This window comes from Leclercia sp. GHBNCSD, assembly GCF_055805075.1.
In genome coordinates, this window is record NZ_JBQVYO010000001.1 from 1,953,792 (window position 1) to 1,980,682 (window position 26,891).

Annotated in this window: 24 protein-coding genes; 8 read left to right on the forward strand and 16 right to left on the reverse strand. The window is 54.3% G+C overall.

All coding sequences use genetic code 11. From position 1 onward, the window contains the following. The first annotated feature begins 109 nt into the window (after positions 1 to 109). From tnaA to ACT3IC_RS09520, 6 genes are all read left to right on the forward strand, one after another. Complete coding sequence (gene tnaA / locus ACT3IC_RS09495; RefSeq protein WP_103177626.1) at positions 110 to 1,525, forward strand: tryptophanase; 1,416 nt, start codon at positions 110 to 112, stop codon at positions 1,523 to 1,525. 90 nt (positions 1,526 to 1,615) lie between these two features. After that, entirely contained in the window at positions 1,616 to 2,872 is a 1,257-nt protein-coding gene (gene tnaB, locus ACT3IC_RS09500) for a low affinity tryptophan permease TnaB (RefSeq protein ID WP_473477268.1), read from the forward strand. 132 nt (positions 2,873 to 3,004) lie between these two features. Beyond that, positions 3,005 to 4,180 (forward strand): MFS transporter, encoded by a 1,176-nt coding sequence (locus ACT3IC_RS09505; RefSeq protein ID WP_103177624.1) that lies wholly within the window; start codon positions 3,005 to 3,007, stop codon positions 4,178 to 4,180. Then, positions 4,149 to 5,111, forward strand: coding sequence for an HTH-type transcriptional regulator YidZ (gene yidZ / locus ACT3IC_RS09510; RefSeq protein WP_473477271.1), 963 nt, complete (start codon positions 4,149 to 4,151; stop codon positions 5,109 to 5,111). The genes ACT3IC_RS09505 and yidZ overlap by 32 nt, the downstream gene beginning before the upstream one ends. A gap of 143 nt (positions 5,112 to 5,254) precedes the next feature. Next, complete coding sequence (locus ACT3IC_RS09515) at positions 5,255 to 6,001, forward strand: 4'-phosphopantetheinyl transferase family protein (protein WP_103177622.1); 747 nt, start codon at positions 5,255 to 5,257, stop codon at positions 5,999 to 6,001. A 38-nt stretch (positions 6,002 to 6,039) separates the two neighbouring features. Next, the gene (locus tag ACT3IC_RS09520; protein ID WP_103177621.1) at positions 6,040 to 6,606 is read left to right on the forward strand and encodes an NADPH-dependent FMN reductase; all 567 of its coding nucleotides are present in this window, start codon (positions 6,040 to 6,042) and stop codon (positions 6,604 to 6,606) included. Between the two features lie 49 nt (positions 6,607 to 6,655). Here the strand turns inward: ACT3IC_RS09520 and adeP are convergent, their stop codons facing one another. Next, positions 6,656 to 7,990: an adenine permease AdeP gene (gene adeP, locus ACT3IC_RS09525; RefSeq protein WP_139156311.1), complete on the reverse strand. Its 1,335-nt coding sequence runs from the start codon at positions 7,988 to 7,990 to the stop codon at positions 6,656 to 6,658. A gap of 168 nt (positions 7,991 to 8,158) precedes the next feature. Between adeP and yieH the strand changes: the two genes are divergently transcribed. Then, complete coding sequence (gene yieH / locus ACT3IC_RS09530; protein WP_103177619.1) at positions 8,159 to 8,824, forward strand: 6-phosphogluconate phosphatase; 666 nt, start codon at positions 8,159 to 8,161, stop codon at positions 8,822 to 8,824. A gap of 36 nt (positions 8,825 to 8,860) precedes the next feature. Here the strand turns inward: yieH and ACT3IC_RS09535 are convergent, their stop codons facing one another. The 8 genes from ACT3IC_RS09535 to glmU form a co-directional block, all read right to left on the reverse strand. Next, the gene (locus tag ACT3IC_RS09535) at positions 8,861 to 10,009 is read right to left on the reverse strand and encodes an esterase (RefSeq protein ID WP_412531202.1); all 1,149 of its coding nucleotides are present in this window, start codon (positions 10,007 to 10,009) and stop codon (positions 8,861 to 8,863) included. Between the two features lie 157 nt (positions 10,010 to 10,166). After that, positions 10,167 to 10,892, reverse strand: coding sequence for a phosphate signaling complex protein PhoU (phoU, locus tag ACT3IC_RS09540; protein ID WP_103177617.1), 726 nt, complete (start codon positions 10,890 to 10,892; stop codon positions 10,167 to 10,169). A gap of 14 nt (positions 10,893 to 10,906) precedes the next feature. Then, positions 10,907 to 11,680, reverse strand: coding sequence for a phosphate ABC transporter ATP-binding protein PstB (gene pstB / locus ACT3IC_RS09545; protein ID WP_103177616.1), 774 nt, complete (start codon positions 11,678 to 11,680; stop codon positions 10,907 to 10,909). Between the two features lie 47 nt (positions 11,681 to 11,727). Further along, positions 11,728 to 12,618, reverse strand: a complete 891-nt coding sequence (gene pstA, locus ACT3IC_RS09550) for a phosphate ABC transporter permease PstA (protein ID WP_103177615.1) — start codon at positions 12,616 to 12,618, stop codon at positions 11,728 to 11,730. Continuing rightward, a complete protein-coding gene (gene pstC, locus ACT3IC_RS09555; RefSeq protein WP_103177614.1) occupies positions 12,618 to 13,577 on the reverse strand; it encodes a phosphate ABC transporter permease PstC in 960 nt (319 codons plus the stop codon). The genes pstA and pstC overlap by 1 nt, the downstream gene beginning before the upstream one ends. Positions 13,578 to 13,705: 128 nt before the next feature. After that, the gene (gene pstS, locus ACT3IC_RS09560) at positions 13,706 to 14,746 is read right to left on the reverse strand and encodes a phosphate ABC transporter substrate-binding protein PstS (RefSeq protein WP_103824239.1); all 1,041 of its coding nucleotides are present in this window, start codon (positions 14,744 to 14,746) and stop codon (positions 13,706 to 13,708) included. Positions 14,747 to 15,068: 322 nt separating this feature from the next. Next, positions 15,069 to 16,898 (reverse strand): glutamine--fructose-6-phosphate transaminase (isomerizing), encoded by a 1,830-nt coding sequence (gene glmS, locus ACT3IC_RS09565; RefSeq protein ID WP_103177612.1) that lies wholly within the window; start codon positions 16,896 to 16,898, stop codon positions 15,069 to 15,071. 179 nt (positions 16,899 to 17,077) lie between these two features. Next, a complete protein-coding gene (gene glmU, locus ACT3IC_RS09570) occupies positions 17,078 to 18,448 on the reverse strand; it encodes a bifunctional UDP-N-acetylglucosamine diphosphorylase/glucosamine-1-phosphate N-acetyltransferase GlmU (protein WP_103177611.1) in 1,371 nt (456 codons plus the stop codon). A gap of 343 nt (positions 18,449 to 18,791) precedes the next feature. Between glmU and ACT3IC_RS09575 the strand changes: the two genes are divergently transcribed. Further along, on the forward strand, positions 18,792 to 20,882 hold the full coding sequence (locus ACT3IC_RS09575; protein ID WP_156655419.1) for a right-handed parallel beta-helix repeat-containing protein: 2,091 nt from the start codon (positions 18,792 to 18,794) through the stop codon (positions 20,880 to 20,882). A 340-nt stretch (positions 20,883 to 21,222) separates the two neighbouring features. Here the strand turns inward: ACT3IC_RS09575 and ACT3IC_RS09580 are convergent, their stop codons facing one another. The 7 genes from ACT3IC_RS09580 to atpE are packed head-to-tail and all read right to left on the reverse strand — an operon-like array spanning position 21,223 to position 26,855. Then, positions 21,223 to 21,642, reverse strand: a complete 420-nt coding sequence (locus tag ACT3IC_RS09580; protein ID WP_039032217.1) for a F0F1 ATP synthase subunit epsilon — start codon at positions 21,640 to 21,642, stop codon at positions 21,223 to 21,225. A 20-nt stretch (positions 21,643 to 21,662) separates the two neighbouring features. Next, the gene (gene atpD, locus ACT3IC_RS09585) at positions 21,663 to 23,045 is read right to left on the reverse strand and encodes a F0F1 ATP synthase subunit beta (RefSeq protein ID WP_103177609.1); all 1,383 of its coding nucleotides are present in this window, start codon (positions 23,043 to 23,045) and stop codon (positions 21,663 to 21,665) included. Positions 23,046 to 23,076: 31 nt separating this feature from the next. Further along, positions 23,077 to 23,940: a F0F1 ATP synthase subunit gamma gene (gene atpG / locus ACT3IC_RS09590; RefSeq protein WP_103177608.1), complete on the reverse strand. Its 864-nt coding sequence runs from the start codon at positions 23,938 to 23,940 to the stop codon at positions 23,077 to 23,079. A 50-nt stretch (positions 23,941 to 23,990) separates the two neighbouring features. Further along, the gene (gene atpA / locus ACT3IC_RS09595) at positions 23,991 to 25,532 is read right to left on the reverse strand and encodes a F0F1 ATP synthase subunit alpha (protein WP_103177607.1); all 1,542 of its coding nucleotides are present in this window, start codon (positions 25,530 to 25,532) and stop codon (positions 23,991 to 23,993) included. A gap of 12 nt (positions 25,533 to 25,544) precedes the next feature. Next, entirely contained in the window at positions 25,545 to 26,078 is a 534-nt protein-coding gene (atpH, locus tag ACT3IC_RS09600; RefSeq protein WP_103177606.1) for a F0F1 ATP synthase subunit delta, read from the reverse strand. Positions 26,079 to 26,092: 14 nt separating this feature from the next. Further along, positions 26,093 to 26,563, reverse strand: a complete 471-nt coding sequence (gene atpF, locus ACT3IC_RS09605) for a F0F1 ATP synthase subunit B (protein WP_032615498.1) — start codon at positions 26,561 to 26,563, stop codon at positions 26,093 to 26,095. Positions 26,564 to 26,615: 52 nt separating this feature from the next. After that, a complete protein-coding gene (atpE, locus tag ACT3IC_RS09610) occupies positions 26,616 to 26,855 on the reverse strand; it encodes a F0F1 ATP synthase subunit C (RefSeq protein WP_000429386.1) in 240 nt (79 codons plus the stop codon). Positions 26,856 to 26,891: the final 36 nt, after the last annotated feature.

Sequence of the window (26,891 nt, forward strand, 5' to 3'; positions counted from 1 at the left end):
GAAATATATTCTCCCGGTTGCGTAGCGGTATGGCAGGCCCAGGCATGCCTGTATTAATGGTTATTAAAATAGCCACCAGCACCGCTGCAATAAAAACAGGAATGATATAATGGAAAACTTCAAACATTTACCAGAGCCATTTCGCATCAGAGTTATTGAGCCAGTTAAACGCACCACAAGGGAGCATCGCGAAAACGCTATTATTAAATCCGGGATGAACCCTTTCCTGCTGGATAGCGAAGACGTGTTTATTGATTTACTGACCGACAGCGGCACTGGCGCTGTCACACAAAATATGCAGGCCGCCATGCTGCGCGGTGACGAAGCCTATAGCGGAAGCCGGAGTTACTATGCGCTGTCCGACGCGGTGAAAGAAATTTTCGGCTATCAATATACTATCCCGACCCATCAGGGGCGCGGCGCCGAGCAGATTTATATTCCTGTGTTAATCAAAAAACGCGAGCAGGAGAAGGGATTAGATCGCTCGAAAATGGTCGCCTTCTCGAACTACTTCTTTGATACCACACAGGGTCATAGCCAGATAAATGGCTGCACCGTCCGCAACGTCTATATTAAGGAAGCATTCGATACCGGCGTCCGTTACGATTTTAAAGGCAATTTTGACCTGCAGGGCCTGGAAAACGGCATCGAAGAGGTGGGGCCGAGTAACGTGCCTTATATTGTCGCAACCATCACCAGCAACTCCGCCGGTGGGCAACCAGTGTCGCTGGCGAACCTGAAGGCGATGTATGCGATTGCCAGAAAATACGATATCCCGGTCGTCATGGATTCGGCGCGCTTCGCAGAAAACGCCTGGTTTATTCAGAAACGCGAAGCGGAATATAAAGACTGGACTATCGCGGAAATAACCCGGGAAACCTATAAGTACGCGGATATGCTGGCGATGTCCGCCAAGAAAGATGCCATGGTGCCCATGGGCGGGTTGCTGTGCATCAAGAACGATGACTACTTCGACGTCTACACCGAGTGCAGAACGTTGTGCGTCGTTCAGGAAGGGTTCCCGACTTACGGTGGCCTTGAAGGTGGCGCGATGGAGCGTCTGGCTGTCGGCCTGCATGATGGCATGGGCCAGGACTGGCTGGCCTACCGGATTAATCAGGTGCAGTACCTGGTTGACGGCCTGGAAGCTATCGGGGTGGTTTGCCAGCAGGCGGGGGGCCATGCTGCCTTCGTGGATGCGGGTAAGTTATTGCCGCACATTCCAGCAGAACAGTTCCCGGCGCAGGCGCTGGCCTGTGAGCTCTATAAAGTAGCGGGTATCCGCGCAGTTGAGATCGGTTCGTTCTTATTAGGCCGCGATCCGAAAACAGGTAAACAATTACCTTGCCCGGCAGAGCTGCTGCGTTTAACGATTCCGCGGGCCACGTATACGCAATCGCATATGGATTTCATCGTCGAAGCCTTTAAACACGTTAAAGAAAATGCGAAGAATATAAAAGGGTTAACCTTCACCTACGAACCTAAAGTATTACGCCACTTCACTGCAAAACTCAAAGAAGTTTAACCTTCTGTCCCCGGGTGGCTAAATAATGTTAGCCACCCACAAAGTAAATATATCAATAACATCAGGCTTACCATAATTGATGGGGGCACCATGGATAACGCTTTAGAATTAGAGACTAAACACTCTTCGGTTTGGGGTGTCATGGTTATAGCAGGTACAGTTATTGGCGGGGGGATGTTTGCTTTACCCGTGGATTTGGCAGGGGCATGGTTTTTTTGGGGTGCCTTTATTTTAATTATTGCCTGGTTTTCAATGCTTCACTCCGGGTTATTATTGCTGGAAGCAAATTTAAACTACCCTGTCGGTTCAAGTTTTAATACGGTCACCAAAGATCTGCTTGGCAATAAATGGAATATCGTAAGTGGTTTCACGGTCGCCTTTGTGCTTTATATCCTGACCTATGCCTATATCTCGGCCAATGGCGCAATCATAAGTGAAACCATCGCCATGAATCAGGGCACGCATGTGAACCCGCGCATTGTGGGTGTCAGTACGGCGCTCTTTGTCGCGGCGGTGTTGTGGTTCAGCTCATTAGCCGCCAGCAGGATTACCTCGCTGTTTTTAGGCATTAAGATCATCGCCTTTATCGTTGTTTTTGGGTCATTTTTCTTTCAGGTTGATTACTCGATATTACGAGACAGCAACGTTACCTCTGCCAGCAATACCAGCTACTTCCCCTATATCTTTATGGCCCTGCCCGTCTGCCTGGCGTCGTTTGGTTTTCATGGCAATATTCCCAGCCTGATCATCTGCTATGGGAAGCGGAAAGATAAACTGATAAAAAGCCTTGTGTTTGGCTCGCTGCTGGCGCTTTTTATCTATCTGTTCTGGTTGTATTGCACGATGGGGAATATCACCCGCGACAGCTTCAACGAGATCATCTCATCCGGGGGCAACGTCGATTCGCTGGTGAAATCTTTCCTTGGCACCCGCCAGCACGGGGTCATCGAATTTTGCTTACTGGTGTTCTCCAATTTAGCCGTCGCCAGCTCCTTCTTTGGCGTCACGCTAGGCTTGTTCGATTACCTTGCCGACCTCTTTAAACTGGATAATTCCCCCTCCGGTCGTCTGAAGACAATCATGCTGACCTTCCTGCCGCCCACTTTGCTCTACCTTATCTTCCCGAACGGCTTTATCTACGGAATTGGCGGTGCCGGGCTGTGTGCAACCCTATGGGCGGTCATTGTCCCGGCCCTGCTCGCGTTGAAAGCGAGACAGAAATTCCCGGATAAGATGTTTACCGTCTGGGGCGGGATGGCGATCCCTTCTCTGGTGATCCTCTTCGGGGTCGTGGTCATTTTTTGCTGGTTCGGTAATACCTTTAATTTCCTGCCGCGCTTCGGTTGATCCTGCCTGCGTTCCTGTAAGCCACCTCACGCTGAGGTGGCTTTCCTGCCAGGAAATCACCTTTGTCCAAATGGCAACTCGCTAAACCTTCCTTCTCCCCCTATGCTTCATGCCTGCATTTATGGGGGGTTTATGGCTCGTTTTCTGTTTTGTAGTTTTGCGCTGGTGCTGCTTTATCCATCGGGCATTGATATGTATCTGGTGGGGCTGCCGCACATCGCCCGCGATCTGGGCGCCAGCGAAGCGCAGCTGCATATCGCGTTTTCAGCCTACCTCGCGGGGATGGCGTCATCGATGGTGTTTGCCGGAAAGATTGCCGATAAAGCCGGACGGCAGCCCGTCGCCATTACCGGGGCTGTGATTTTTGCCCTGGCATCGGTGCTCTGCTCTCTGGCGCAGGAGAGTACGCTGTTTCTGGCCGGGCGCTTTATCCAGGGCATCGGCGCGGGCGGCTGCTACGTGGTGGCGTTTGCGATTTTGCGTGACACCTTAAGCACCCAGCGACGCGCCAAGGTGCTCTCCATGATAAACGGTATCACCTGTATTATTCCGGTGCTGGCACCGGTGGTGGGCTACCTGATCATGCTGCAATTCCCGTGGCAGAGCCTCTTCTGGGCCATGGCGGCGATGGGAATGCTGGTTTTTATCCTCTCTATCGCGGTGCTGAAAGAGACCCATCCGGGAGCGCAAAACCCTGGTCACACGGCGTCGGTTCCGCCGGAGGAGACGCTGCTTAACCGCTTCTTCATTAGCCGGCTGCTGATCACCACCCTGAGCGTGGCGGTGATCCTGACCTATGTAAACGCTTCCCCGGTGTTATTAATGGAAATCATGGGTTTCGATCGAGGCGAGTATTCCACAGTGATGGCGTTAACCGCGCTGGTCAGCATGGTCGTCTCCTTTTCGGCGCCGTTTGCACTGAATATCTTCCGCCAGCGCACGCTGATACTGACCTCGCAGGTACTGTTCCTGGCGGCGGGCGTGGTGCTGGCGACAGCCAGCTCTCCTGCCCTGATGCTGGCCGGTATTACCCTGGTTTGCGCCGGGTTCTCGATGGGGTTTGGCGTGGCAATGAGCCAGGCATTAGGGCCGTTTGCGCTGCGAGCGGGAGTGGCAAGCTCGGTGCTGGGTATTACTCAGGTCTGCGGCTCGTCGCTGTGGATTTGGCTGGCGGCGATAATCGGGCTGAATGCACTGAATATGCTGATCGGGGTTCTGATTGGCTGTAGCATGCTCAGCATCACCCTACTTATGGTCATCCGGCCCGCAGCACATCATGAAGAAGCACCTCAGCAGTCTCGATCTTAACCTGTTGTTGTGCCTGCAGCTTTTGCTGCAGGAACGCAGCGTCACCAAAGCCGCGAAACGGATGAACGTTACCCCGTCCGCGGTGAGTAAATCACTGGCGAAGCTGCGCGACTGGTTCGACGATCCGCTGTTTGTAAAGACCCCTCTGGGGCTGCTGCCTACTCCGCTGACGATGAGTCTGGAACAGGATCTGGCCGACTGGATGCAGATTGGCAACCAGATCCTCGATAAATTCCACCATGACTCTCCCGGCGGCCTGACCTTTGAGCTGGCGGCGGAAACGCCGCTGATGCTGATCCGCTTTAACGCGCTACTGGAACAGGTGAATCAGCGTTACCCACAGGCGACCGTGAAGATGCGCCACTGGGATTACGATTCGCTGGACGCCATTACCCGCGGGGAGGTCGATCTCGGTTTTACCGGACGTGAAACGCACCCGCGCTCCCGGGAGTTACTGAAGCTGATGCCGTGGTTTATCGACTACGAAATTCTCTTCAGCGACCGTCCGTGCGTCTATCTGCGTGAGGACCATCCAGCCCTTCAGGAGACGTGGGATCTGGAGACCTTCCTGCGCTATCCGCATATCAGCATCTTCTGGGAGCGGAGCGACACCTGGGCGCTGGATGAGGTGCTGAGAGAGATGGGACGTACGCGTAATATCGCCATGAGCCTGCCTGGATTCGAGCAGTCGATGTTTATGGCGGCGCAGCCGGGCCATAATTATATTGCCACCGCGCCGCACTACTGCCATCACTATAATCAGCTCCACCAGCGGAAGCTGGTTACCCTGCCAATCCCCATCGATGAAGCGCAGGCGCAAAAGCTCACCGTTCCCTTCACCCTGATCTGGCATAAGCGTAACAGCCACAACCCTAAAATCCTCTGGCTGAGAGAAACCATTAAGGCGCTGTATGGTTCTCCATTGCGCTAATGGTCCGGTTTTTGGCTAAGAAAGTGTAAAGTTCCGCTGCAAAACTTCCCTTACCCCCATTTAGCCATTAAAACAGTAGATCAGTTAAGCGATAATGATGTAAACGTTTAACCCGTCTATTGACCATTATCATGGAGCGAAAAATGGCAACGCATTTTGCAAGAGGGACGCTGACCGAGGGGCGGCTGGTTTCGACCAGACTCTCTCCATCCTGTCATATCGAAGCGCGGAAGCTTCCGGAACATCGTCGGGCGCGATTTTTGGCTTCCCGATCGCTGCTTGCTGAACTGATGTTTATGCTTTACGGCACCAGCGAGCTGCCGGACGTAATTACCGAACCTGAGGGTCGCCCGGTTTTTGCCGATCCTGCGCTTCCCCGTTTTTCTATTGCCTACGCCGGCAATATCGTGGGTCTGGCGCTGACCACGGAAGGCGACTGCGGCCTGGATATGGAGCTGCAGCGGACCATTCGCAGCATGGATGGTACCCACGCTCACGACACCTACCCCTTGTCCAGCAACGAGAACTTATGGGTGCGTAATCAGAACGACCCCAACGAAGCCAGAGCACAGCTCATTACCCTGCGCCAGAGCATTCGTAAACTGTCAGGCGACGCCAGCGACTGCGCCAGCCTGCTACAACTGTTACCGGGCTCAGGTCGTCTACGGGCATCCAGAGCCGCGCAGGTGGAAGCCTTAAGCGATGCCGAAGATGTGCTGATCTGGTCTGTTGCCGTCACCCCGGTTATTGAACGGTTAAAAATCTGGGCATTCGATAGCCGCCTTGGATGGAACGGTCTGCCGGATGTTCCTGCCCGCGCCAACGAGCCGGCAGCACGCCTGATGCGACTCACCAGTTTACCGGCGGAGAAAGCGATTACCCTTACCTGACCCTTCAGCAGGGCCATCATGATGAAGAAGGAGTAGTGATGTCTGATACGTTGAATGTTGTTACGTTACTGGGAAGCCTGCGCAAAGGTTCATTTAACGGCATGGTTGCCCGCACTCTGCCGAAGCTGGCGCCTGAGGGGATGGCAATTAGCGCCCTGCCGTCGATCGGCGATATCCCGCTGTACGACGCCGATATACAGCAGGAAGAGGGATTCCCTGCTGCCGTAGAAGCGCTGGCAGAACAGATCCGCCAGGCAGACGGCGTGGTGATCGTGACTCCGGAATATAACTACTCCGTGCCGGGTGGCTTAAAGAACGCTATCGACTGGCTTTCTCGTCTGCCGGAGCAGCCGCTGGCAGGCAAGCCGGTGCTGATCCAGACCAGCTCAATGGGGGCGATTGGCGGTGCGCGCTGCCAGTATCATCTGCGCCAGATCCTGGTCTTCCTCGACGCGATGGTAATGAACAAACCGGAATTTATGGGTGGCGTGATTCAGAACAAGGTCGATCCGCAGACGGGTGAAGTGATTGACCAGAGCACGCTGGATCACCTGAGCGGACAGCTGAGCGCGTTCGGGAAGTATATCCAGCGGGTAAAAGCGTAAAAGAAGGGACAAAAATTAAAGCCCTTTTCTGAGAAAAGGGCTTTTTTTATTACGCGTCGATAAACGCAATCTTCAGAATGAACAGCAGCGCAACAACCATCACGCACGGGCTGATTTCACGCCAGCGCCCGGTTCCCGCCTTCATAACACAGTAAGAGATAAAGCCCAGCGCAATGCCTTCGGTGATGGAGAAACTGAACGGCATCATCACCGCAGTGATAAACGCCGGCACCGCTTCGGTCAGGTCATCCCACTTCACGCGCGCCAGGCTGGAGGTCATCAGCACACCCACGTAAATCAGCGCGCCTGCGGCAGCGTAGGGCGGCACCATACCGGCCAGCGGAGAGAGGAAGATCACCAGCAGGAACAGCAGGCCGACGACGACAGCGGTCAGGCCGGTACGGCCACCCACGGAGACCCCGGAAGAGGATTCGATGTAGGCGGTCACAGAGGAGGTACCGATAAAGGAGCCGGTGACGGAGGAGATGCTGTCCACAAACAGCGCCTGCTTCATGCGCGGGAATTTGCCCTTCTCATCCGCCAGACCGGCCTTGTCGGTCACGCCAATCAGCGTCCCGGAGGAGTCAAACAGGTTCACCAGCATGAAGGAGAAGATCACCCCGGCCAGACCCAGGTTCAGCGAGCCCGCCAGATCGACGTGGCCAATCACCGTGGAGACGCTCGGCGGCGCGGAGACGATACCGTTGTAATGTACGTCGCCCAGCATCCAGCCCAGCAGGGTAGTGACAATAATCGACACCAGCACCGCCGCATGGATATTGCGTGAGGCCAGAATCGCGATGATGAAGAAGCCCAGCACACCCAGCAGCACGCTGTGGGAGGTGAGTTTACCGATACTGACCAGGGTCTCCGGGTTCGCCACGATCACGCCGGCGTTTTTCAGCCCCATCATGCCAATAAACAGGCCGATACCGCTGGTGATACCTACGCGCAGACTGACCGGGATATTAGCAATCATCCAGTAACGCACGCGGAAAATGGTCAGCAGCAGCAGACCGACCGCGCCCCAGAAGATGGCGCCCATGCCCACCTGCCACGGCAGGCCCATCGCCTGAACCACGACGAAGGCGAAGAAAGCGTTGAGGCCCATCGCCGGTGCCAGGGCAACCGGCAGGTTAGCGAACAGCCCCATCAGGATGCTGCCGAAGGCGGCGATAAGACAGGTCGTAACGAAGACGGCGCTGGTGTCCATGCCAGCAACGCCCAGAATTTGTGGGTTCACGAAAACGATATAGACCATCGTCAGGAAGGTGGTGAAACCGGCGATCACTTCGGTGCGTGCCGTCGTGCCGTGCTCGCGCAGTTTAAACACGCGCTCAAGCAAACCCGCGCCAGAAGACTGGGTAGTGTGTTGTTGACTCATTATCTATTTCCGAACAGGGAGGGAAAATCCGTCGCTATCCTATACCAAAATGCGACAATAAGGGCGGTTGTGAGGTACTTTTTTTCATTGCATCTGCTTATACGGCAACGATTGCGTCACACCGTTATGCATTACGTAAACGTTAAACTTGTTAAGAAAGGGAAAGGCATGTCTCAGATTGATGCGGTATTTTTCGACTGCGACGGTACGCTGGTCGACAGTGAGGTCATCTGTTCCCGGGCGTATGTCACCATGTTCCAGGAATTTGGTATCACGCTCGATCTCGAAGAGACCTTCAAACGCTTTAAGGGCGTAAAGCTCTACGAGATCATCGACATCATTAATGCCGAACACGGCGTCAGCCTCGCGAAAGCGGATCTGGAGCCTGTTTACCGCGCCGAGGTCGCACGCCTTTTCGACTCGGAACTGGAAGCGATCGCCGGGGCCAGCGCCCTGCTGGATGCCATGGCGGTGCCGATGTGCGTAGTCTCTAACGGCCCGGTGAGCAAAATGCAGCACTCCCTTGGCAAGTTGCAGATGCTGCACCATTTCCCGGAAAAACTGTTCAGCGGCTACGATATTCAGCGCTGGAAGCCCGATCCGGCCATGATGTTCCATGCGGCGAAAGCGATGAACGTCAACGTGGAGAACTGCATCCTGGTGGATGACTCCAGCGCAGGCGCGCAGGCGGGGATCGCCGCGGGCATGGAGGTGTTCTACTTCTGCGCCGATCCGCATAACCCGCCGCTCGACCATCCGAAAGTCACGACCTTTACCGATCTGGCGCAGCTGCCGGCACTCTGGAAGGCACGCGGCTGGAATATTACCCGCTAAGCAAATGCCCTCCCCGAACGGGGAGGGCTGATATTTTTACTTAAAGAGTTTTTGTACAAATTCCGCATAGGCCGGACGCCAGACGTCCATTTCGTGATTCAGTCCGGGATACAGCTTGTAGTCAAATTTGATGCCCTGCTTTTCCAGCTCCGCTTTCAGCCCGGCGATATCTTTTCCGGTAACCGAATCATGCTCTCCTACCACTACCGTAAAATTATGCAGCTGTCCGTTGATAACATCGGGCTGCTTAAATCTTGCGGCTACGCCCGCGTCAGGTACGGTAGTTGTGGTAACGCCGCTGAAGGTTCCCAGCCAGCCAAAGCTGTCCAGGTGATTCATTCCGGACACCAGCGCCTGATATCCCCCCTGCGACAGACCCGCCAGCGCGCGGCCCTCCGCCTCTTTACGCACGTTGAAGCGGGTATCAATCAGCGGAACTATCTCGCTCATCAGCTCTTGATCTGCCGCTTTAGCGTTGAGGTGATAAAAGGTTTTGCGTCTTTCGGCAGGCGGGAAGTTTTCAGGAATCGCCTCCGGAATGTCGGTCTCCGTGTCGGGCACGACCACCAGCATAGGTTTGATTTTACCCTCGGCCATCAGGTTATCCATGATTTGCGGCAGGCGGCCCTGATCGATGGCTGAAAGGCCGGTATCCCCAAACCCATGATAGAAATAGAGAACCGGTAACGGTTCGCCTTTACCGTTATATCCCGGCGGGGTCCAGACATAGACGCGGCGTTCAGCGTTGAGCGCCTGCGAATGCCAGGTCAGGGTGGTCAGATCGCCATGGGGAACCGGACGATCGTCCAGAATGCTGCCGGGGACCAGAATCAGGCTGGTATTGACCTGGCGCTGGGGTTTTGGATAGCGGCTGCCCGTGTCGCTGGAGCGAAAACCATCAATATCGTAGAAATATTCATACAGGTTCGGAGCCATAGGCTCGCTTTTCCATGACCAGACGCCGTTTTTATCTTTCGTCATATCATGGGAAACCCAGGTTTCCGGCATCGATCCCGTCACCACGGAGACCCGCTTCGCAGCAGGTGCAAACAGGCGAAAGGTAATACTTTTATCCGTATTAACCTGCGTGACATAGTGGCTAACCGGCATCGCCGGATCGGGTGTGGCAGGAAAGGGGGCGGCGTTAACCGGCATTCCAGTACTTATTCCAATACTGATTGCCATAGCCAGGCATGCTAATGATTTTTTCATGTTCCATCCTTTGCTGTTTTTTCGTCCCACGTTAGCGCGTTTCGGTCGTCAGGCAACGGATGAAGGTAAATAATGTGATTGCACCAGAAATAATCACGCCAGTAAGTACTGGCGTGATGAGAGGATGGCATTACTCTTTCGGATCTTTACCCGCCAGCATCTTGTCCAGCTCGTCGCCACCCACATGGCGGAAATCCTGGCCCTTCACGAAGTAGAAGATGTATTCGCAAATGTTCTGGCAACGGTCACCGATACGCTCGATAGAACGGGCGCAGAACAGCGCGGTCAGTACGCTTGGGATGGTTCGCGTATCTTCCATCATGTAGGTCATCAGCTGGCGCACGATGCCTTCGTACTCCTGGTCGACCTTCTTGTCTTCCCGATAGATACGCACCGCTTCATCCAGATCCATACGCGCAAAGGCATCCAGCACGTCGTGCAGCATTTGCACGGTATGGCGCCCCAGCGACTCCAGGCTCACCAGCAGCGGCTGGTGCTGCTGGGAGAACTTCTCCAGCGCGGTGCGGCAAATTTTGTCCGCCACGTCGCCAATACGTTCCAGCTCGGCGATAGTTTTGATGATCGCCATCACCAGACGCAGGTCGCTCGCTGTCGGCTGACGCTTGGCGATAATGCGCACGCAGGCTTCATCGATCGCCACTTCCATCATGTTGACGTGTTTGTCGCCTTCCACCACGCGCTTCGCCAGCTCGCTGTCCTGGTTATGCATTGCGGTGATCGCGTCAGAAAGCTGCTGCTCTACCATACCGCCCATGGTCATCACCTGGGTGCGGATACTCTCCAGCTCTGCGTTAAACTGGCCGGAAATATGTTTATTAAGATTGAGATTATCCATTGCGCACTCCTGAATCAGCCGTAGCGTCCGGTGATGTAGTCTTCTGTTTGTTTCTTCGCAGGCTTGGTGAACAGGTCGTCCGTTTTACTGAACTCAATCAACTCGCCCAGGTACATAAATGCTGTGTGGTCGGAACAACGGGCAGCCTGCTGCATGTTGTGGGTCACGATCACCACGGTGTAATCCGCCTTCAGCTCGGTGATCAGCTCTTCAATACGCCCGGTGGAGATCGGGTCCAGCGCTGAGCACGGCTCATCCAGCAGCAACACTTCCGGGCGAATGGCGATACCGCGCGCAATGCACAGACGCTGCTGCTGACCACCGGAGAGAGAGTACCCGCTCTGGTGAAGTTTATCTTTGGTTTCGTTCCACAATGCGGCCTTGGTCAAAGCCCACTGCACGCGTTCATCCATATCGGCGCGGGAGAGCTTCTCGAACAGGCGCACGCCAAAGGCGATGTTGTCATAAATCGACATCGGGAATGGCGTAGGCTTCTGGAACACCATACCCACTTTCGCGCGCAGCAGAGCGATATCCTGGGTATTGGTCAGAATGTTGTCGCCATCCAGCAGGATCTCGCCTTCGGCGCGCTGCTCCGGATAAAGCGAATACATTTTGTTAAAGGTACGCAGCAGCGTGGACTTACCGCAGCCAGACGGACCGATGAACGCGGTAACCTGGTTTTTAGCAATATCCAGGTTGATGTTCTTCAGGGCATGGAACTTACCGTAGTAGAAGTTCAGGTCACGAACCGAAAGTTTACCCGGAGCAGTATTCACCATACTCATTGACTCATTTCCTCATCCGGCGCCGCAGCGTGCCACGCCGTCAATAATTAACCGTGTTTCTTCTTCGCGAAAATAACGCGCGCCAGAATGTTCAGTAACAGTACGCATAGGGTAATAATCAGTACCCCGGCCCAGGCCAGTGACTGCCATTCGGCAAACGGGCTCATCGCAAATTTAAAGATCGTCACCGGCAGGTTGGCGATCGGCTGCATCATGTCCGTGCTCCAGAACTGGTTTGAGAGCGCGGTAAAGAGCAGCGGTGCCGTTTCACCGGCGATACGGGCAACGGCCAGCAGCACACCTGTCAGGATCCCCGAGATGGAGGCTTTCAGGGTGATGGCAGAAATCATCTTCCACTTTGGCGTACCCAGTGCGTAGGCCGCTTCACGCAGGCTGTCCGGCACCAGTTTCAGCATGTTCTCGGTGGTACGAATAACGATAGGCACCTGCAGCAGCGCCAGCGCAATCACACCCGCCCAGCCGGAGAAGTGTTCCATCTGCGCCACCACGATGGTGTAGACGAACAGGCCGACCACAATCGATGGGGCAGAGAGCAGGATGTCGTTAATGAAGCGAATCACTTCAGCAATCCAGGATTTACGGCCATACTCCGCCAGGTAAATGCCCGCCATGATGCCAAGTGGCGTGCCGAAGACGGTCGCCCAGAGGATCAGCAGGCCGCTGCCCGCCAGGGCGTTCGCCAGACCACCACCTGCCGTATTTGGCGGCGGTGTCATTTCGGTAAACAACGCCCACGACATGCCGTCGATACCACGCGCCACCGTGGAGAACAGGATCCAGATCAGCCAGAACAGACCAAACGCCATGGTCGCCATGGAGAGCGTCAGGGCGAGGCGGTTTTTCATGCGGCGTTTCGCCTGCATTTTGCGGCGGGATTCCGCCAGCTCCGCGGTATTTTGCATTTCGAGCGTAGCCATTAGCGTGCCCCCTCATTTTTCGCCAGGCGCATGATCATCAGTTTGGAGATCGCCAGAACAATGAAGGTGATAACAAACAGAATTAAGCCCAGTTCCATCAGCGCGGCAACGTGCAGGCCCGATTCCGCTTCGGCGAATTCGTTTGCCAGCGCCGAGGTAATGCTGTTACCCGGCATATAGAGCGAGGCGCTGTCGAGCTGGTAGGTGTTACCGATGATAAAGGTCACTGCCATGGTTTCACCCAGCGCACGACCCAGACCCAGCATAATGCCGCCGATTACCCCATTTTTGGTGAACGGCAGGACGATACGCCAGATAACTTCCCAGGTGGTGCAGCCGATACCGTAGGCCGACTCTTTCATCATCACCGGGGTCTGTTCGAAGACATCGCGCATGACCGCCGCAATGTACGGAATAATCATGATGGCGAGGATCACGCCAGCCGCCAGGATGCCGATACCGAAAGCCGGACCGGAGAATAGCGCGCCCACAAACGGGATGGCGGAAAGGACGTTACCTACCGGCTCCTGAAAATAGGTCGCGAACAGCGGAGCGAAGATAAACAGACCCCACATGCCGTAAACGATACTTGGAATGGCCGCCAGTAGTTCAATGGCAATACCCAGCGGGCGTCGCAGCCAGTTTGGCGCCAGTTCGGTCAGGAACAGGGCGATACCGAAGCTCACCGGCACCGCAATCAGCAGCGCGATAAACGAGGTCACCAGCGTGCCGTAGATAGGCACCAGCGCACCGTAGATATCGTTCGGCGCATCCCACTCTTTGGTCCACAGGAAGGAGAAACCAAATTTCTGGATGCTCGGCCAGGAGGAGAAAATCAGGGACACGATAATGCCGCCCAGCAGCAATAGCACAATCAGCGCAGCCAGTTTTACCAGCGCGCTGAAAATCATGTCACCTTTTTTACCCGGAGGGTTAAATGCAGGCTTGGTTGCAGCCATAAATTACTCTTCTGTTTGAGACGTCTTACGAATATGCCCGGTGACGCTTATGCTTGCCGGGCCTACAGTCGGAACCGTAGAGCGGGTTAGCGCTAGCGCCACCCGCCATCTTCGTCAAAAATATCCTGTTAGTACAGCGCTTTACCGCTGCTGTCTTTCACGTTGGTTTTCCATGCAGCACGAATCTGCTCAACCACGCTGTCCGGCAGGCTGGCGTAATCCAGGTCGTTAGCCTGTTTGCCGCCATTTTTGTATGCCCAGTCGAAGAACTTCAGCACTTCAGCACCCTGCTCTGGCTTCTTCTGATCCTTGTGGACCAGGATGAAGGTGGTAGAGGTGATTGGCCATGCATTGTCGCCTTTCTGGTTGGTCAGATCCTGAGCGAAAGATTTGCTCCAGTCAGCGCCTTTAGCCGCGTTAGCAAAGTTCTCTTCAGTTGGGCTGACCGGTTTGCCGTCGGCAGAAACCAGTTTGGTGTACGCCAGGTTGTTCTGCTTGGCGTAAGCGTATTCTACGTAGCCGATTGAGCCTGGCAGACGCTGTACGAACGCGGCGATACCGTCGTTACCTTTACCGCCCAGGCCGGTCGGCCAGTTAACGGTAGAGCCGGAACCGACTTTGGATTTCCACTCTTCGTTCACTTTCGCCAGGTAGCTGGTGAAGACGAAGGAGGTACCGGAGCCGTCAGCACGACGAACCACAGCGATGTTCTGCGAAGGCAGTTTCACGCCCGGGTTCAGTTTAGTGATGGCTTCGTCATCCCATTTTTTGATTTTGCCGAGGTAGATATCACCCAGGGTTTTACCATCCAGCACCAGCTCGCCGGACTTCAGGCCAGGGATATTTACCGCCAGCACAACACCACCGATAACGGTCGGGAACTGGAACAGGCCTTCCTGATTCAGTTTCTCATCCGACAGCGGAGCATCAGATGCGCCGAAATCAACGGTATTTGCGGTAATTTGTTTAACGCCACCGGAGGAGCCGATACCCTGGTAGTTCACCTTGTTACCAGTCTCTTTCTGGTAAGTATCAGCCCATTTGGCATACACCGGCGCAGGGAAGGTTGCACCAGCGCCAGTCAGGCTTGCCTCTGCAAATACAGAGAACGCGCTCATCGATAAGGTCGCGGCGACAACAGTTGCGACAGTGGTACGCATAACTTTCATAATGTCTCCTGCAAGATTTTCGTAAATCGTTGTTTAGTGGCTACGATGAGCAAAATAGGACAAAGAGGTGACAGATAAATGTACGAATTATGACAGTTTTATGACAACGAAAATTGCGCAGAAAATTAAGCAAATTAAAGCATCTTTATCAATAAGTTAAAGCGAAATATGACGCATTGATTTCAGAAAAATTTTCTTTCTGTGACACTGAAAAAAATAGCCGAAGATGACAGATTGTCATAGAACGCAGGGCAAAAAAGCAGGCGAAAAAACGGGCAGGAAGGATAAAAAAAGCTCCACCCAAAGGTGGAGCCTGAGAGGATTACTCTACGGTAACGGACTTCGCCAGGTTACGCGGCTGGTCGACGTCAGTGCCTTTGATCAGCGCAACGTGGTAAGCCAGCAGCTGCAGCGGAACGGTATAGAAGATAGGAGCAATGACCTCTTCCACATGCGGCATCTCGATGATGTGCATGTTGTCGCTGCTGGTAAAGCCAGCATCCTGATCCGCGAAGACATAGAGCACGCCGCCACGGGCGCGGACTTCTTCGATGTTGGACTTCAGTTTTTCCAGCAGTTCGTTGTTCGGTGCCACCACGATAACCGGCATATCCGCATCGATCAGCGCCAGTGGGCCGTGTTTCAGCTCACCTGCCGCGTAGGCTTCAGCGTGGATATAGGAGATCTCTTTGAGCTTCAGCGCGCCTTCCAGAGCAATCGGATACTGATCGCCACGACCCAGGAACAGGGCGTGATGCTTGTCGGAGAAATCTTCCGCCAGCGCTTCAATGCGCTTGTCCTGGGAGAGCATCTGCTCAATACGGCTCGGCAGCGCCTGCAGACCGTGCACGATATCGTGCTCAATCGCCGCATCCTGACCTTTCAGACGGGCCAGTTTCGCCACCAGCATCAGCAGGACCGTCAGCTGGGTGGTGAACGCTTTGGTGGAGGCCACGCCAATTTCGGTACCGGCTTTGGTCATCAGCGCCAGGTCAGACTCACGCACCAGCGAGGAGCCCGGTACGTTGCAGATGGCCAGCGAGCCCAGATAGCCCAGCTCTTTGGAGAGACGCAGCGCCGCCAGGGTATCAGCGGTTTCGCCGGACTGAGACAGGGTGATCATCAGGCTGTTACGACGCACGGCTGATTTGCGATAGCGGAACTCGGAGGCGATCTCCACGTCGCACGGCACGCCTGCCAGCGCTTCAAACCAGTAGCGGGAAACCATACCGGAGTTGTAAGAGGTGCCGCAGGCCACGATCTGAATGTGCTCAACTTTTGCCAGCATTTCGTTGGCGTTAGCCCCCAGTTCGCTCAAATCCACTTCGCCGTGGCTGATACGCCCGGTCAGGGTGTTTTTGATGGCATTCGGCTGCTCGTAGATCTCTTTCTGCATGTAGTGACGGTAAGCGCCTTTATCACCCGCGTCGTACTGCAGGTTGGATTCGATATCCTGACGTTTTACCGGCTCGCCAGATTTATCAAAGATTTTGACGTCACGGCGGGTCACTTCTGCAATATCGCCCTCTTCCATGAAGATAAAGCGACGGGTCACCGGCAGCAGCGCCAGCTGATCGGAGGCGATAAAGTTCTCACCCATCCCCAGGCCAATCACCATCGGGCTGCCAGAGCGGGCTGCCAGCAAGGTAGATGGGTCGCGGCTGTCCATGATCACGGTGCCGTAGGCGCCGCGCAGCTGTGGGATCGCACGCAGTACGGCCTCACGCAGCGTACCGCCCTGCTCCAGCTCCCAGTGAACCAGGTGGGCAATCACTTCGGTGTCGGTTTCAGAGACGAAGGTGTAACCACGCGCGATAAGCTCTTCACGCAGCGGTTCATGGTTTTCGATGATGCCGTTATGCACCACCACAATGTGTTCAGAGACGTGCGGGTGCGCGTTGCCTTCCGAAGGTTCACCGTGGGTCGCCCAGCGGGTATGGGCAATACCTGTGCCACCGTGCAGCGGGTTCTCTTCCGCGGCCTGTGCCAGCATGTTTACTTTACCGAGGCGACGCAGACGGGTCATATTCCCTTCTGCATCCACCACTGCCAGACCGGCAGAGTCATAACCACGGTATTCCAGACGACGTAAACCTTCGAGAAGGATTTCAGCAATATCACGCTGCGCGACTGCGCCAACAATTCCACACATAGTTTTAGATTCCGAATAGAGGCTTTCGCCTGCGTTGTCGCTGACCTGTTTTGCCCTTTCCGGGCGCCCCGAGCCTTGTAGAGAGTGGGGTTATATTTATGGGTACTGCTGATGGGCGGGGGATTATGTTATCCCCTCATCCCGAACCCTCTCCCGGAGGGGGAGAGGAAATAATCCACTTACTTTTTCTTCACCGGGCGTTTCCAGCCCTGCTTATGCACCTGCGGCACACGGCTTAACACCAGCTCGTTCTCCGCCACATTGCGGGTAACGGTCGTGCCCGCCGCAATGGTTACGCCTTTACCAATCGTCACTGGCGCCACCAGCTGTGAATCCGATCCCACAAACACGTCGTCACCAATAATGGTTTTAAACTTGTTCGCACCGTCATAGTTACAGGTGATAGTCCCGGCGCCGATATTCACGTTATCGCCAATCTCCGCATCGCCCAGATAGGTCAGATGGCCAGCTTTCGAGCCTTTGCCCAGACGCGCCTTTTTCATTTCGACGAAGTTGCCGACATGTGCGCCTTCCAGCAGCTCAGCGCCCGGACGCAGACGGGCGAACGGCCCGATAGTGCAGGCGGCGGAGAGATGAGCATCTTCAACCACGCTATAAGGGCTGATTTCGCAGTCGTCGCCAATGACGCTGTTTTTAATCACACAACCGGCGCCAATTTTGACGCGGTTACCCAGCGTTACGTTGCCTTCCAGAATAACGTTAGTATCGATTTCGACGTCGCGCCCGTGGCTCAGCACCCCACGCAGATCGAAACGCGCTGGATCGCGCAGCATCACGCCCGCCAGCAGCAGCTTTTCAGCCTGCTCGGACTGATATACGCGCTCCAGACGGGACAGCTGAAGACGGTTGTTCACCCCTTCCACTTCGCTTAAGCGATCCGGATGAACGGCAGCGATCTCGCGGCCTTCCTGATACGCCATCGCGATGATATCCGTAATGTAGAATTCGCCCTGGGCGTTATTGTTGTTCAGCTGTGACAGCCAGCGCTTCATGTCCGCGCCGTTGGCGATCAGAATGCCGGTGTTAATTTCCTGAATTTCACGCTGTGCCTCGGTGGCATCTTTGTGCTCAACGATGCCCGTCACCTTGCCGTTATCACGGGTGATACGGCCATAACCGGTTGGATCGTCCAGCTTAACGGTCAGCAGACCGATCCCGCCCTGCGGTTTTGCAGCACGCAGGCGGGTCAGCGTCTCAACGGAGATCAACGGCACGTCGCCGTAGAGCATCAGGATGTCTTCGTCGTCAGAGAAGAACGGGGAGGCCTGCTGCATGGCGTGGCCGGTGCCCAGCTGTTCTGCCTGCAGAACCCAGTTGAGTTTGTCATCGCGTAGCGTCTGCTTCAGCAGATCGCCGCCGTGACCGTAGACCAGATGCACCTGGCTGGCGCCAAGATCGTTAGCGGCGTCAATGACATGCTGCACCATCGCTTTCCCTGCAAGGGTGTGCAGCACTTTAGGAAGATCGGAATACATGCGGGTGCCTTTGCCTGCGGCAAGGATGACCACGCTCATTGCTGTGTTCAACATACACGTCCTGACTGTAATTTGAGTGAAAAGTAAAACCCTTTGGCGTTGAAAATTCTACATATTTTGCGCCAAAAAATGGAGTGGCGGTAAAACGCACAACGTTGCCTGTTTCGGGCAAATTAAAGGTCCTTTTTACCGCAGATTAAAGGGCTTTGCCTGTGAAATATAGCGCCCTTTAGCGAACTCTCCAGCCCTCCCAACATGTTAGCTATTTTTTCGCTCTATTAATAAAGCCTGTTATAAGCAAAACACTGTTTTAATTATCTGAATGTGTGACACACAAAAAAGAAACACTGTTTTATTCTGATGATAATAGCGCTCAATTATTACTCAGGAGAATAAGATGAAGTCTAAAATACCTCTGGCCCTGATGATGTTTAGCGCCTTTTCCGCTATGGCAACAGAACAACCTCATGTCTGGAAAGCCATTGCCTTTGGGCAATCAACGGATCTGAATTTTTCCTCCAACGTGCTGCCCGAGAAAATCGGCGTCAATGATGTGACCATCGACGGGAAAAAGCTCTCGCCCCAGGAGAGCGCTGACCTGGCAAAAGCCATCACCCTGGAAAGCCGGGGCGGCAAAATCGCCAACTCTCACGACGGCTTAACGTTTTTCTATACCGAGCTGCCAACGGGAGAAAATTTCGTTTTGCAGGCCACTGTCCGGGTCGATCAGTTTGGGCCGGAGAATGGCGCGAAACCTGCCGCGCAGGAGGGCGCCGGACTGCTGGTGCGTGATGTCCTCGGCAACCCGCGCCAGCAACCGCTAAAAATGGGTTATGAAGAGTTTCCGGCGGCATCGAATCAGGTGATGAACGCCATCATGACACAGGATAAAAAAGACCATCAGCGGGTAAAAATGCAGGCTATCACCCGGGAGGGGATCAGCCATCCGTGGGGTGATGCCGGAGCCGCCATTAAAAAACAGAGTTACAAGGAAGAGGTGGATCTGAGCCAGACGCCGGAATTTCGCCTGAAACTCCAGCGCACCGACGACGGCTTTATTACCGCCTGGGCCCCGCTGGACAGCGACACCTGGGTGAGCAAGCGCGTGCCGCGCGCTGACCTGATTTCGGTACAGAACAAGGACCACTATTACGTCGGCTTTTTTGCCTCCCGCAATGCCAAAATTACGGTCACTAACGCCTCGCTCATCACCACCAGCGCCCATACCGTGCCTTCGGAGCCCTGGCAGGCAGAGCCACTGCCGGTCGTGGTGCAGCTGGCGTCCGGTACGGTCAGCGCTTCGCCTGATTACCTGCTGCAGGCGCGCGCTAATGAGGACGGGGTATTTAGCGTAAGACAAAACGAAGTGGTGATCGGTAATGAGAAAGCGGTGAAAGCAGGCGAGATGTACACCCTGCCAGCCCGCCTGGAGCAGACCAGCACCTTCACGGTGACCTTTACGCCTGCTCATGGCACGCCAGTGAACCAGCAGCTCACCGTCGAACGCATTGCAGACAGAGATACGACGCACCTGTATGCCGCTCCGGACGGAAAAGCGGATGCACAAGGCACTGCCGATGCGCCACTGGATCTCGCCACCGCCATCGCCCTGCTGGCGCCCGGCGGCAAGCTGGTGCTGAAAAGCGGCGATTACCCGCAGAGTGAGATCCCCGTCGCTGCCAGCGGCAGCAGCGATAAACTCAAAACCCTGCAGGCAGACGGGAAAGTGGTGATCCACGGCCTGTTGCTTGATGCCAGCTACTGGCATATCAACGGTATCGACGTGACCGGCAAAAGTCTGCGCGTTCAGGGTAGCCATAACCTGATCGAGCGCGTCACGGCCTACCGCAATGACGATACCGGGATCCAGATCTCCTCCCCGGATAAGATTGGCCGGCCATTATGGGCAAGCTATAACCGGGTTGTGGATTCTGAATCTTACGCCAATGAAGATCCCGGCAAGATTAACGCCGATGGCTTCGCGGTGAAAATGCGGGTAGGGGAAGGTAACCGGCTGGAGCGTTGCTATTCCCACGACAATATCGACGACGGTTTTGACCTGTTCAACAAGATTGAAGATGGCGCAAACGGCGTGGTCGTGATCGAGAACTCGGTTGCCAGCAACAATACCAGTAACGGCTTTAAGCTCGGCGGAGAAGGGCAGCCTGTGGCGCATCAGATCCGCAACAGCAAAGCCACGGGCAATCACCTGGACGGCTTCACCGATAACTTTAACCCCGGCAGGCTGGTGGTGGAGAACAATATCGCGGTGGATAACCAGCGCTTTAACTACATCTTCCGTCCAAGCCCATACGGCGATGTGACAACCCAGGGAACCTTTACCGGCAACGTATCGATCCGTAATCAGCCAGGCGAGTACGACGATGCGGTGACAGGAAACGTTGATAACACGAACTACTTTATCGCGAAGGGTAAAAGCGTGAACAGTGAAGGGAAGGAACTGGATAAAACGCAGGTAAAAATGTAGGTACCAGAGAGGCGCTTCGCTTATCACACTACGGTAAGCGTGGCGCCACCCGGCATATCAGCACTTAGTGGTTGAACGTACCGAAAGAGACGCTCATGTTGCTGAAAAGGGCGATGATTTTGTTGATCGTTTTCATGATGGCATCCTGATATTTTTGGAGTTCAGTTATGTGACATTCATCACAAAACGAAGTCTACTCCTGACAATTCTGCCGATCAATCTTTTTGTGAGCTAAATCACAAAATAATAAAACATCGTTTTAGTTTCAGATTTAATGAAACAGATCCATAAAAAAAGCCAGTCTGGAGACCAGACTGGCTTTCGTGCTTTCAAGCCGGTGTTACATCGCTTTTTTGGTCAACTCGATAACGCGCAGTTTCGCGATCGCTTTGGCCAGCTCTGCAGACGCCTGAGCGTAATCCACGTCGCCATGAGAGCTCTTAATGTGCTCTTCTGCTTTACGCTTCGATTCCAGAGCTCGCGCTTCGTCGAGATCCTGGCCACGAATTGCGGTATCAGCCAGTACGGTCACGCTACCAGGCTGCACTTCAATAATGCCGCCAGACAGATAGATAAACTCTTCATGACCGAACTGTTTAACGATGCGGATCATACCAGGCTTAATGGCGGTGAGCAGCGGGGCGTGACCCGGGAAAATACCCAGTTCACCTTCGCTACCCGTTACCTGGATTTTCTCGACCAGACCAGAGAACATTTGTTGCTCTGCGCTGACGACGTCCAGGTGGTAAGTCATTGCCATATCACCCTCCGATTAAGGCGTTAAAGTTTTTTGGCTTTTTCTACGGCTTCGTCGATGGAACCCACCATATAGAACGCCTGCTCCGGCAGGTGATCGTATTCGCCTTCCATGATGCCTTTAAAGCCACGGATGGTGTCTTTCAGCGCAACGTATTTGCCCGGAGAACCGGTAAATACTTCTGCTACGAAGAACGGCTGGGACAGGAAGCGCTGGATCTTACGCGCACGTGCTACCACCAGTTTGTCTTCTTCAGACAGTTCATCCATACCCAGGATGGCGATGATGTCTTTCAGTTCCTGATAACGCTGCAGCAGGGACTGTACGCCACGCGCGGTGTCGTAGTGTTCCTGACCTACTACCAGTGGATCCAGCTGACGGCTGGTGGAGTCCAGCGGGTCAACGGCCGGGTAGATACCCAGAGACGCGATCTGACGGCTCAGTACCACGGTTGCGTCTAAGTGCGCAAAGGTGGTTGCTGGGGATGGGTCAGTCAAGTCATCCGCAGGTACGTATACCGCCTGAACGGAGGTAATAGAACCGGTTTTGGTTGAGGTGATACGTTCCTGCAGAACACCCATCTCTTCCGCCAGGGTCGGCTGGTAGCCTACCGCTGATGGCATACGACCCAGCAGTGCGGATACTTCCGTACCGGCCAGGGTGTAACGGTAGATGTTGTCGACGAACAGCAGTACGTCACGACCTTCGTCACGGAATTTCTCAGCCATGGTCAGACCGGTCAGCGCAACGCGCAGACGGTTTCCAGGTGGCTCGTTCATCTGACCGTAAACCAGGGATACTTTATCCAGAACGTTAGAGTCGGTCATTTCGTGGTAGAAGTCGTTACCCTCACGAGTACGCTCACCTACGCCCGCAAACACGGAGTAACCGGAGTGCTCGATCGCGATGTTACGGATCAGCTCCATCATGTTTACGGTTTTACCTACACCCGCACCACCGAACAGACCAACTTTACCGCCCTTCGCAAACGGACACATCAGGTCGATAACTTTGATGCCGGTTTCCAGCAGTTCCTGAGAGCTGGACAGCTCTTCATAGGAAGGTGCTGAACGGTGGATAGCCCAACGCTCTTCTTCGCCGATATCGCCTTTCATGTCGATCGGCTGACCCAGGACGTTCATGATACGACCCAGGGTTGCTTTACCTACTGGTACTTCAATTGGGTGCTCAAGGTCTTTTACTTCCAGACCACGACGCAGACCGTCGGAAGAACCCATGGCGATGGTACGCACGATACCGCCACCGAGCTGCTGCTGAACTTCCAGCACCAGATTTTCGTTACCATTCTGAACCTCAAGAGCATCGTACACGCGCGGTACGGCATCCTGAGGGAATTCGACGTCAACTACGGCGCCGATTACCTGGACAATCTTTCCAGTAGCCATCTTGAATCCTCTACGTAATTCGTAAACCTGGTTAAACCGCGGCGGCCCCCGAGACGATCTCGGTGAGTTCCTGAGTAATGCTGGCCTGACGAGCTTTGTTGTATACCAACTGCAGCTCTTTGATCAGGCTGCCACCATTATCGGTAGCGGCTTTCATCGCCACCATACGTGCGGCCTGCTCGCTAGCCAGGTTTTCTACCACGCCCTGATAAACCTGAGATTCAACATAACGACGCAGCAAGGTATCCAGCAGCGGTTTTGGATCCGGTTCATACAGGTAATCCCAGGCTTTATGCTGTAACTCTTCATCTTCTGATGCCGGTAACGGCAGCAGCTGAGTGAGGGTCGGAACCTGTGACATGGTGTTAATAAATTTGTTGTTTACAACGTACAGCCTGTCCAGACGGCCTTCATCATAGGCCTGCAACATCACTTTAACCGGACCGATCAGTTCGGACAGGGACGGGTTATCACCCATACCGGTCACCTGGGCGACGATATTGCCGCCTACGGAATTAAAGAAAGAGACGCCCTTAGAGCCGATCATCGCGATATCGCTTTGAACGCCTTTATCGGACCATGCTTTCATATCCGCCAGCAGTTTTTTGAACAGGTTAATGTTCAAGCCGCCGCACAAACCACGGTCGGTAGACACCACCAGGTAGCCCACGCGCTTAACGTCGCGTTCTTCCAGGTAAGGGTGCTTATATTCCAGATTACCGCTCGCAAGGTGACCAATCACTTTGCGCATGGTATCTGCATAAGGACGGCTGGCCGCCATACGTTCCTGCGATTTACGCATTTTGGAAGCGGCGACCATCTCCATCGCTTTAGTGATCTTTTGCGTGTTCTGGACGCTTGCGATCTTACTACGTATCTCTTTTGCGCCGGCCATGAGCTTCTCCTCAATGCCTTGCGGTCTGTCCTAAGACAGACCGCCAGACGTTACCAGGACTGGGTTGCTTTGAAGGAATCGAGCAGGCTCTTCAGCTTGCCTTCGATTTCGTCGTTATAGCCACCGGACTGGTTGATCTCTTGCATCAGTGGAGCATGGTCACGGTCAGCGTAAGCCAGCAGTGCGGCTTCAAAGCTACCGATTTTCGCCAGTTCTACATCCCCCAGATAACCACGTTCTGCTGCGAACAGTACCAGGCCCTGCTGTGCGACTGACATAGGGGCATACTGTTTCTGTTTCAGCAGTTCGGTCACTTTCTGACCGTGGTCAAGCTGTTTACGGGTTGCATCGTCAAGATCGGATGCAAACTGGGAGAACGCTGCCAGTTCACGATACTGTGCCAGTGCGGTACGGATACCACCGGACAGTTTCTTGATGATCTTGGTCTGCGCTGCACCACCCACACGGGATACGGAGATACCCGGGTTAACCGCCGGACGAATACCGGAGTTAAACAGGTTGGTTTCCAGGAAGATCTGACCATCGGTAATGGAGATTACGTTGGTCGGAACGAACGCAGAAACGTCACCCGCCTGGGTTTCAATGATCGGCAGAGCGGTCAGAGAGCCCGTTTTACCCTTCACTTCACCTTTGGTGAAGTTCTCAACGTATTCCGCGTTAACGCGGGATGCACGCTCCAGCAGACGGGAGTGCAGATAGAATACGTCGCCCGGGAATGCTTCACGTCCAGGTGGACGACGGAGCAGCAGGGAAACCTGACGGTAAGCAACAGCCTGTTTAGACAGGTCATCGTATACGATCAGTGCATCTTCACCGCGGTCACGGAAGTATTCGCCCATTGCGCAACCGGCATACGGTGCCAGGTATTGCAGTGCAGCAGATTCAGAAGCGGTCGCCACAACAACGATGGTGTTGGACAGCGCGCCGTGCTCTTCCAGTTTACGCACCACGTTAGAGATGGTGGACGCTTTCTGGCCAATAGCTACGTACACACATTTGATGCCGGAATCGCGCTGGTTGATGATCGCATCGATTGCCATCGCGGTTTTACCGGTCTGACGGTCACCGATGATCAGCTCACGCTGGCCACGGCCGATTGGGATCATGGCGTCAACGGATTTATAACCGGTCTGTACCGGCTGGTCGACGGACTGACGATCGATTACGCCCGGTGCGATAACTTCGATTGGGGAGAAGCCATCGTGCTCAACCGGACCTTTACCGTCGATTGGCGCACCCAGGGTGTTCACCACGCGACCCAGCAGGCCGCGGCCAACTGGAACTTCAAGAATACGGCCAGTACACTTAACCTTCATGCCTTCGGCGAGGTCAGCGTAAGGACCCATCACAACTGCACCTACGGAGTCGCGCTCCAGGTTCAGTGCGATAGCGTAACGGTTACCCGGCAGGGAGATCATTTCACCCTGCATACAATCGGCCAGGCCGTGGATGCGGATAACACCGTCGCTTACAGAAACAATAGTACCTTCGTTGTGAGCTTCACTCACAACACTGAACTGAGCAATGCGCTGCTTGATCAGTTCGCTGATTTCGGTGGAATTCAGTTGCATGCTCCAGTCCCCTTAAGACTGCAAGACGTCTGCAAGGCGCTCAAGACGGCCGCGTACGCTGCCATCAATGACCATATCACCCGCACGGATGATTACGCCTGCCATTACAGACTTATCGATATTGCAATTCAGCTTCACTTTGCGTGACAGACGTTTTTCCATCGCGGCGGTGATTTTCGCAAGCTGTTCGTTACTCAGTTCAGTCGCAGAAGTTACGTGAACTTCAACAGTGGCTTCACTGAGGGCACGCAAGTGCTCAAACTGCTCGAGAACATCCGGGAGCGCTTTCAGACGACCATTTTCTGCCATTACCCGAATCAGGTTCTGGCCGTTGGCGTCCAGCTGCTCACCGCAAATGGCGATGAACGAATCGGCGAGGGTTTCAGGCGCCAGGGCGCCAGAAAGCATCTCAGCCATATGTTCGTTTTTCGTTACCTCAGCGGCAAACGCCAGCATGTTCTGCCAGCGATCGACATTTTGGTGTTCGATAGCAAAGTCAAAAGCTGCTTTGGCGTAGGGGCGAGCTACCGTAACAAATTCAGACATCAGCCCCTCCCTCCTTACAGTTCAGCGACAAGTTTGTCCACGATGTCGCTGTTAGCAGCTTCATCCACGGAACGTTCGATGATCTTCTCGGCGCCAGCAACAGCCAGAATCGCGACCTGCTTACGCAGCTCTTCGCGAGCACGTTTACGCTCGGCATCAATTTCTGCCTGCGCTTGTGTCACGATTTTAGTACGTTCCTGTTCTGCTTCAGCTTTCGCTTCGTCCAGGATCTGAGAACGACGTTTGTTCGCCTGCTCGATGATTACCTGGGCTTCCGCTTTCGCTTTTTTCAGCTGGTCGGTCGCGTTGGCCTGTGCAAGGTCCAAATCTTTCTTAGCGCGTTCTGCAGAAGCCAGGCCGTCAGAAATTTCTTTCTGACGTTTTTCGATGGCAGCCATTAAAGGCGGCCATACATACTTCATGCAGAACCAGACAAAGATAACAAACGCGATGGCCTGGCCGAGGATTGTTGCGTTCATGTTCACAGCACAATACCTCTTTAAATTTACAACTGTGGCTTAGGGTTTAAACGACTTACTACGCGACAGCAAACATCACGTACAGACCCAGACCTACAGCGATCATCGGGATAGCATCCACCAGACCCATAACGATAAAGAACTGAGTACGCAGCAGAGGAATCAGATCTGGCTGACGCGCTGCGCCTTCCAGGAATTTACCCCCGAGGATGCCGATACCGATCGCAGCACCGATAGCCGCCAGACCCATCATCACAGCGGCAGCCATGTACAGCAGATCCATATTCAGGTTTTCCATGACAGTCTCCAGTTTGTTTCAGTTAAAACGTAGTAG

What these genes read in the sequence shown, in the direction of transcription:
- ACT3IC_RS09505 (WP_103177624.1), top strand. Translation starts at nt 3,005, where the DNA reads ATGGCTCGTTTTCTGTTTTGTAGTTTTGCGCTGGTGCTGCTTTATCCA.
- ACT3IC_RS09535 (WP_412531202.1), bottom strand. Translation starts at nt 10,009, where the DNA reads ATGGCAATCAGTATTGGAATAAGTACTGGAATGCCGGTTAACGCCGCC.
- atpH (WP_103177606.1), bottom strand. Translation starts at nt 26,078, where the DNA reads ATGTCTGAATTTGTTACGGTAGCTCGCCCCTACGCCAAAGCAGCTTTT.
- pstC (WP_103177614.1), bottom strand. Translation starts at nt 13,577, where the DNA reads ATGGCTGCAACCAAGCCTGCATTTAACCCTCCGGGTAAAAAAGGTGAC.
- atpG (WP_103177608.1), bottom strand. Translation starts at nt 23,940, where the DNA reads ATGGCCGGCGCAAAAGAGATACGTAGTAAGATCGCAAGCGTCCAGAAC.
- atpD (WP_103177609.1), bottom strand. Translation starts at nt 23,045, where the DNA reads ATGGCTACTGGAAAGATTGTCCAGGTAATCGGCGCCGTAGTTGACGTC.
- pstB (WP_103177616.1), bottom strand. Translation starts at nt 11,680, where the DNA reads ATGAGTATGGTGAATACTGCTCCGGGTAAACTTTCGGTTCGTGACCTG.
- pstA (WP_103177615.1), bottom strand. Translation starts at nt 12,618, where the DNA reads ATGGCTACGCTCGAAATGCAAAATACCGCGGAGCTGGCGGAATCCCGC.
- atpE (WP_000429386.1), bottom strand. Translation starts at nt 26,855, where the DNA reads ATGGAAAACCTGAATATGGATCTGCTGTACATGGCTGCCGCTGTGATG.
- atpA (WP_103177607.1), bottom strand. Translation starts at nt 25,532, where the DNA reads ATGCAACTGAATTCCACCGAAATCAGCGAACTGATCAAGCAGCGCATT.
- phoU (WP_103177617.1), bottom strand. Translation starts at nt 10,892, where the DNA reads ATGGATAATCTCAATCTTAATAAACATATTTCCGGCCAGTTTAACGCA.
- ACT3IC_RS09515 (WP_103177622.1), top strand. Translation starts at nt 5,255, where the DNA reads ATGGCAACGCATTTTGCAAGAGGGACGCTGACCGAGGGGCGGCTGGTT.
- yieH (WP_103177619.1), top strand. Translation starts at nt 8,159, where the DNA reads ATGTCTCAGATTGATGCGGTATTTTTCGACTGCGACGGTACGCTGGTC.
- tnaA (WP_103177626.1), top strand. Translation starts at nt 110, where the DNA reads ATGGAAAACTTCAAACATTTACCAGAGCCATTTCGCATCAGAGTTATT.
- ACT3IC_RS09520 (WP_103177621.1), top strand. Translation starts at nt 6,040, where the DNA reads ATGTCTGATACGTTGAATGTTGTTACGTTACTGGGAAGCCTGCGCAAA.
- tnaB (WP_473477268.1), top strand. Translation starts at nt 1,616, where the DNA reads ATGGATAACGCTTTAGAATTAGAGACTAAACACTCTTCGGTTTGGGGT.
- ACT3IC_RS09575 (WP_156655419.1), top strand. Translation starts at nt 18,792, where the DNA reads ATGAAGTCTAAAATACCTCTGGCCCTGATGATGTTTAGCGCCTTTTCC.
- yidZ (WP_473477271.1), top strand. Translation starts at nt 4,149, where the DNA reads ATGAAGAAGCACCTCAGCAGTCTCGATCTTAACCTGTTGTTGTGCCTG.
- glmU (WP_103177611.1), bottom strand. Translation starts at nt 18,448, where the DNA reads ATGTTGAACACAGCAATGAGCGTGGTCATCCTTGCCGCAGGCAAAGGC.
- glmS (WP_103177612.1), bottom strand. Translation starts at nt 16,898, where the DNA reads ATGTGTGGAATTGTTGGCGCAGTCGCGCAGCGTGATATTGCTGAAATC.
- pstS (WP_103824239.1), bottom strand. Translation starts at nt 14,746, where the DNA reads ATGAAAGTTATGCGTACCACTGTCGCAACTGTTGTCGCCGCGACCTTA.
- ACT3IC_RS09580 (WP_039032217.1), bottom strand. Translation starts at nt 21,642, where the DNA reads ATGGCAATGACTTACCACCTGGACGTCGTCAGCGCAGAGCAACAAATG.
- adeP (WP_139156311.1), bottom strand. Translation starts at nt 7,990, where the DNA reads ATGAGTCAACAACACACTACCCAGTCTTCTGGCGCGGGTTTGCTTGAG.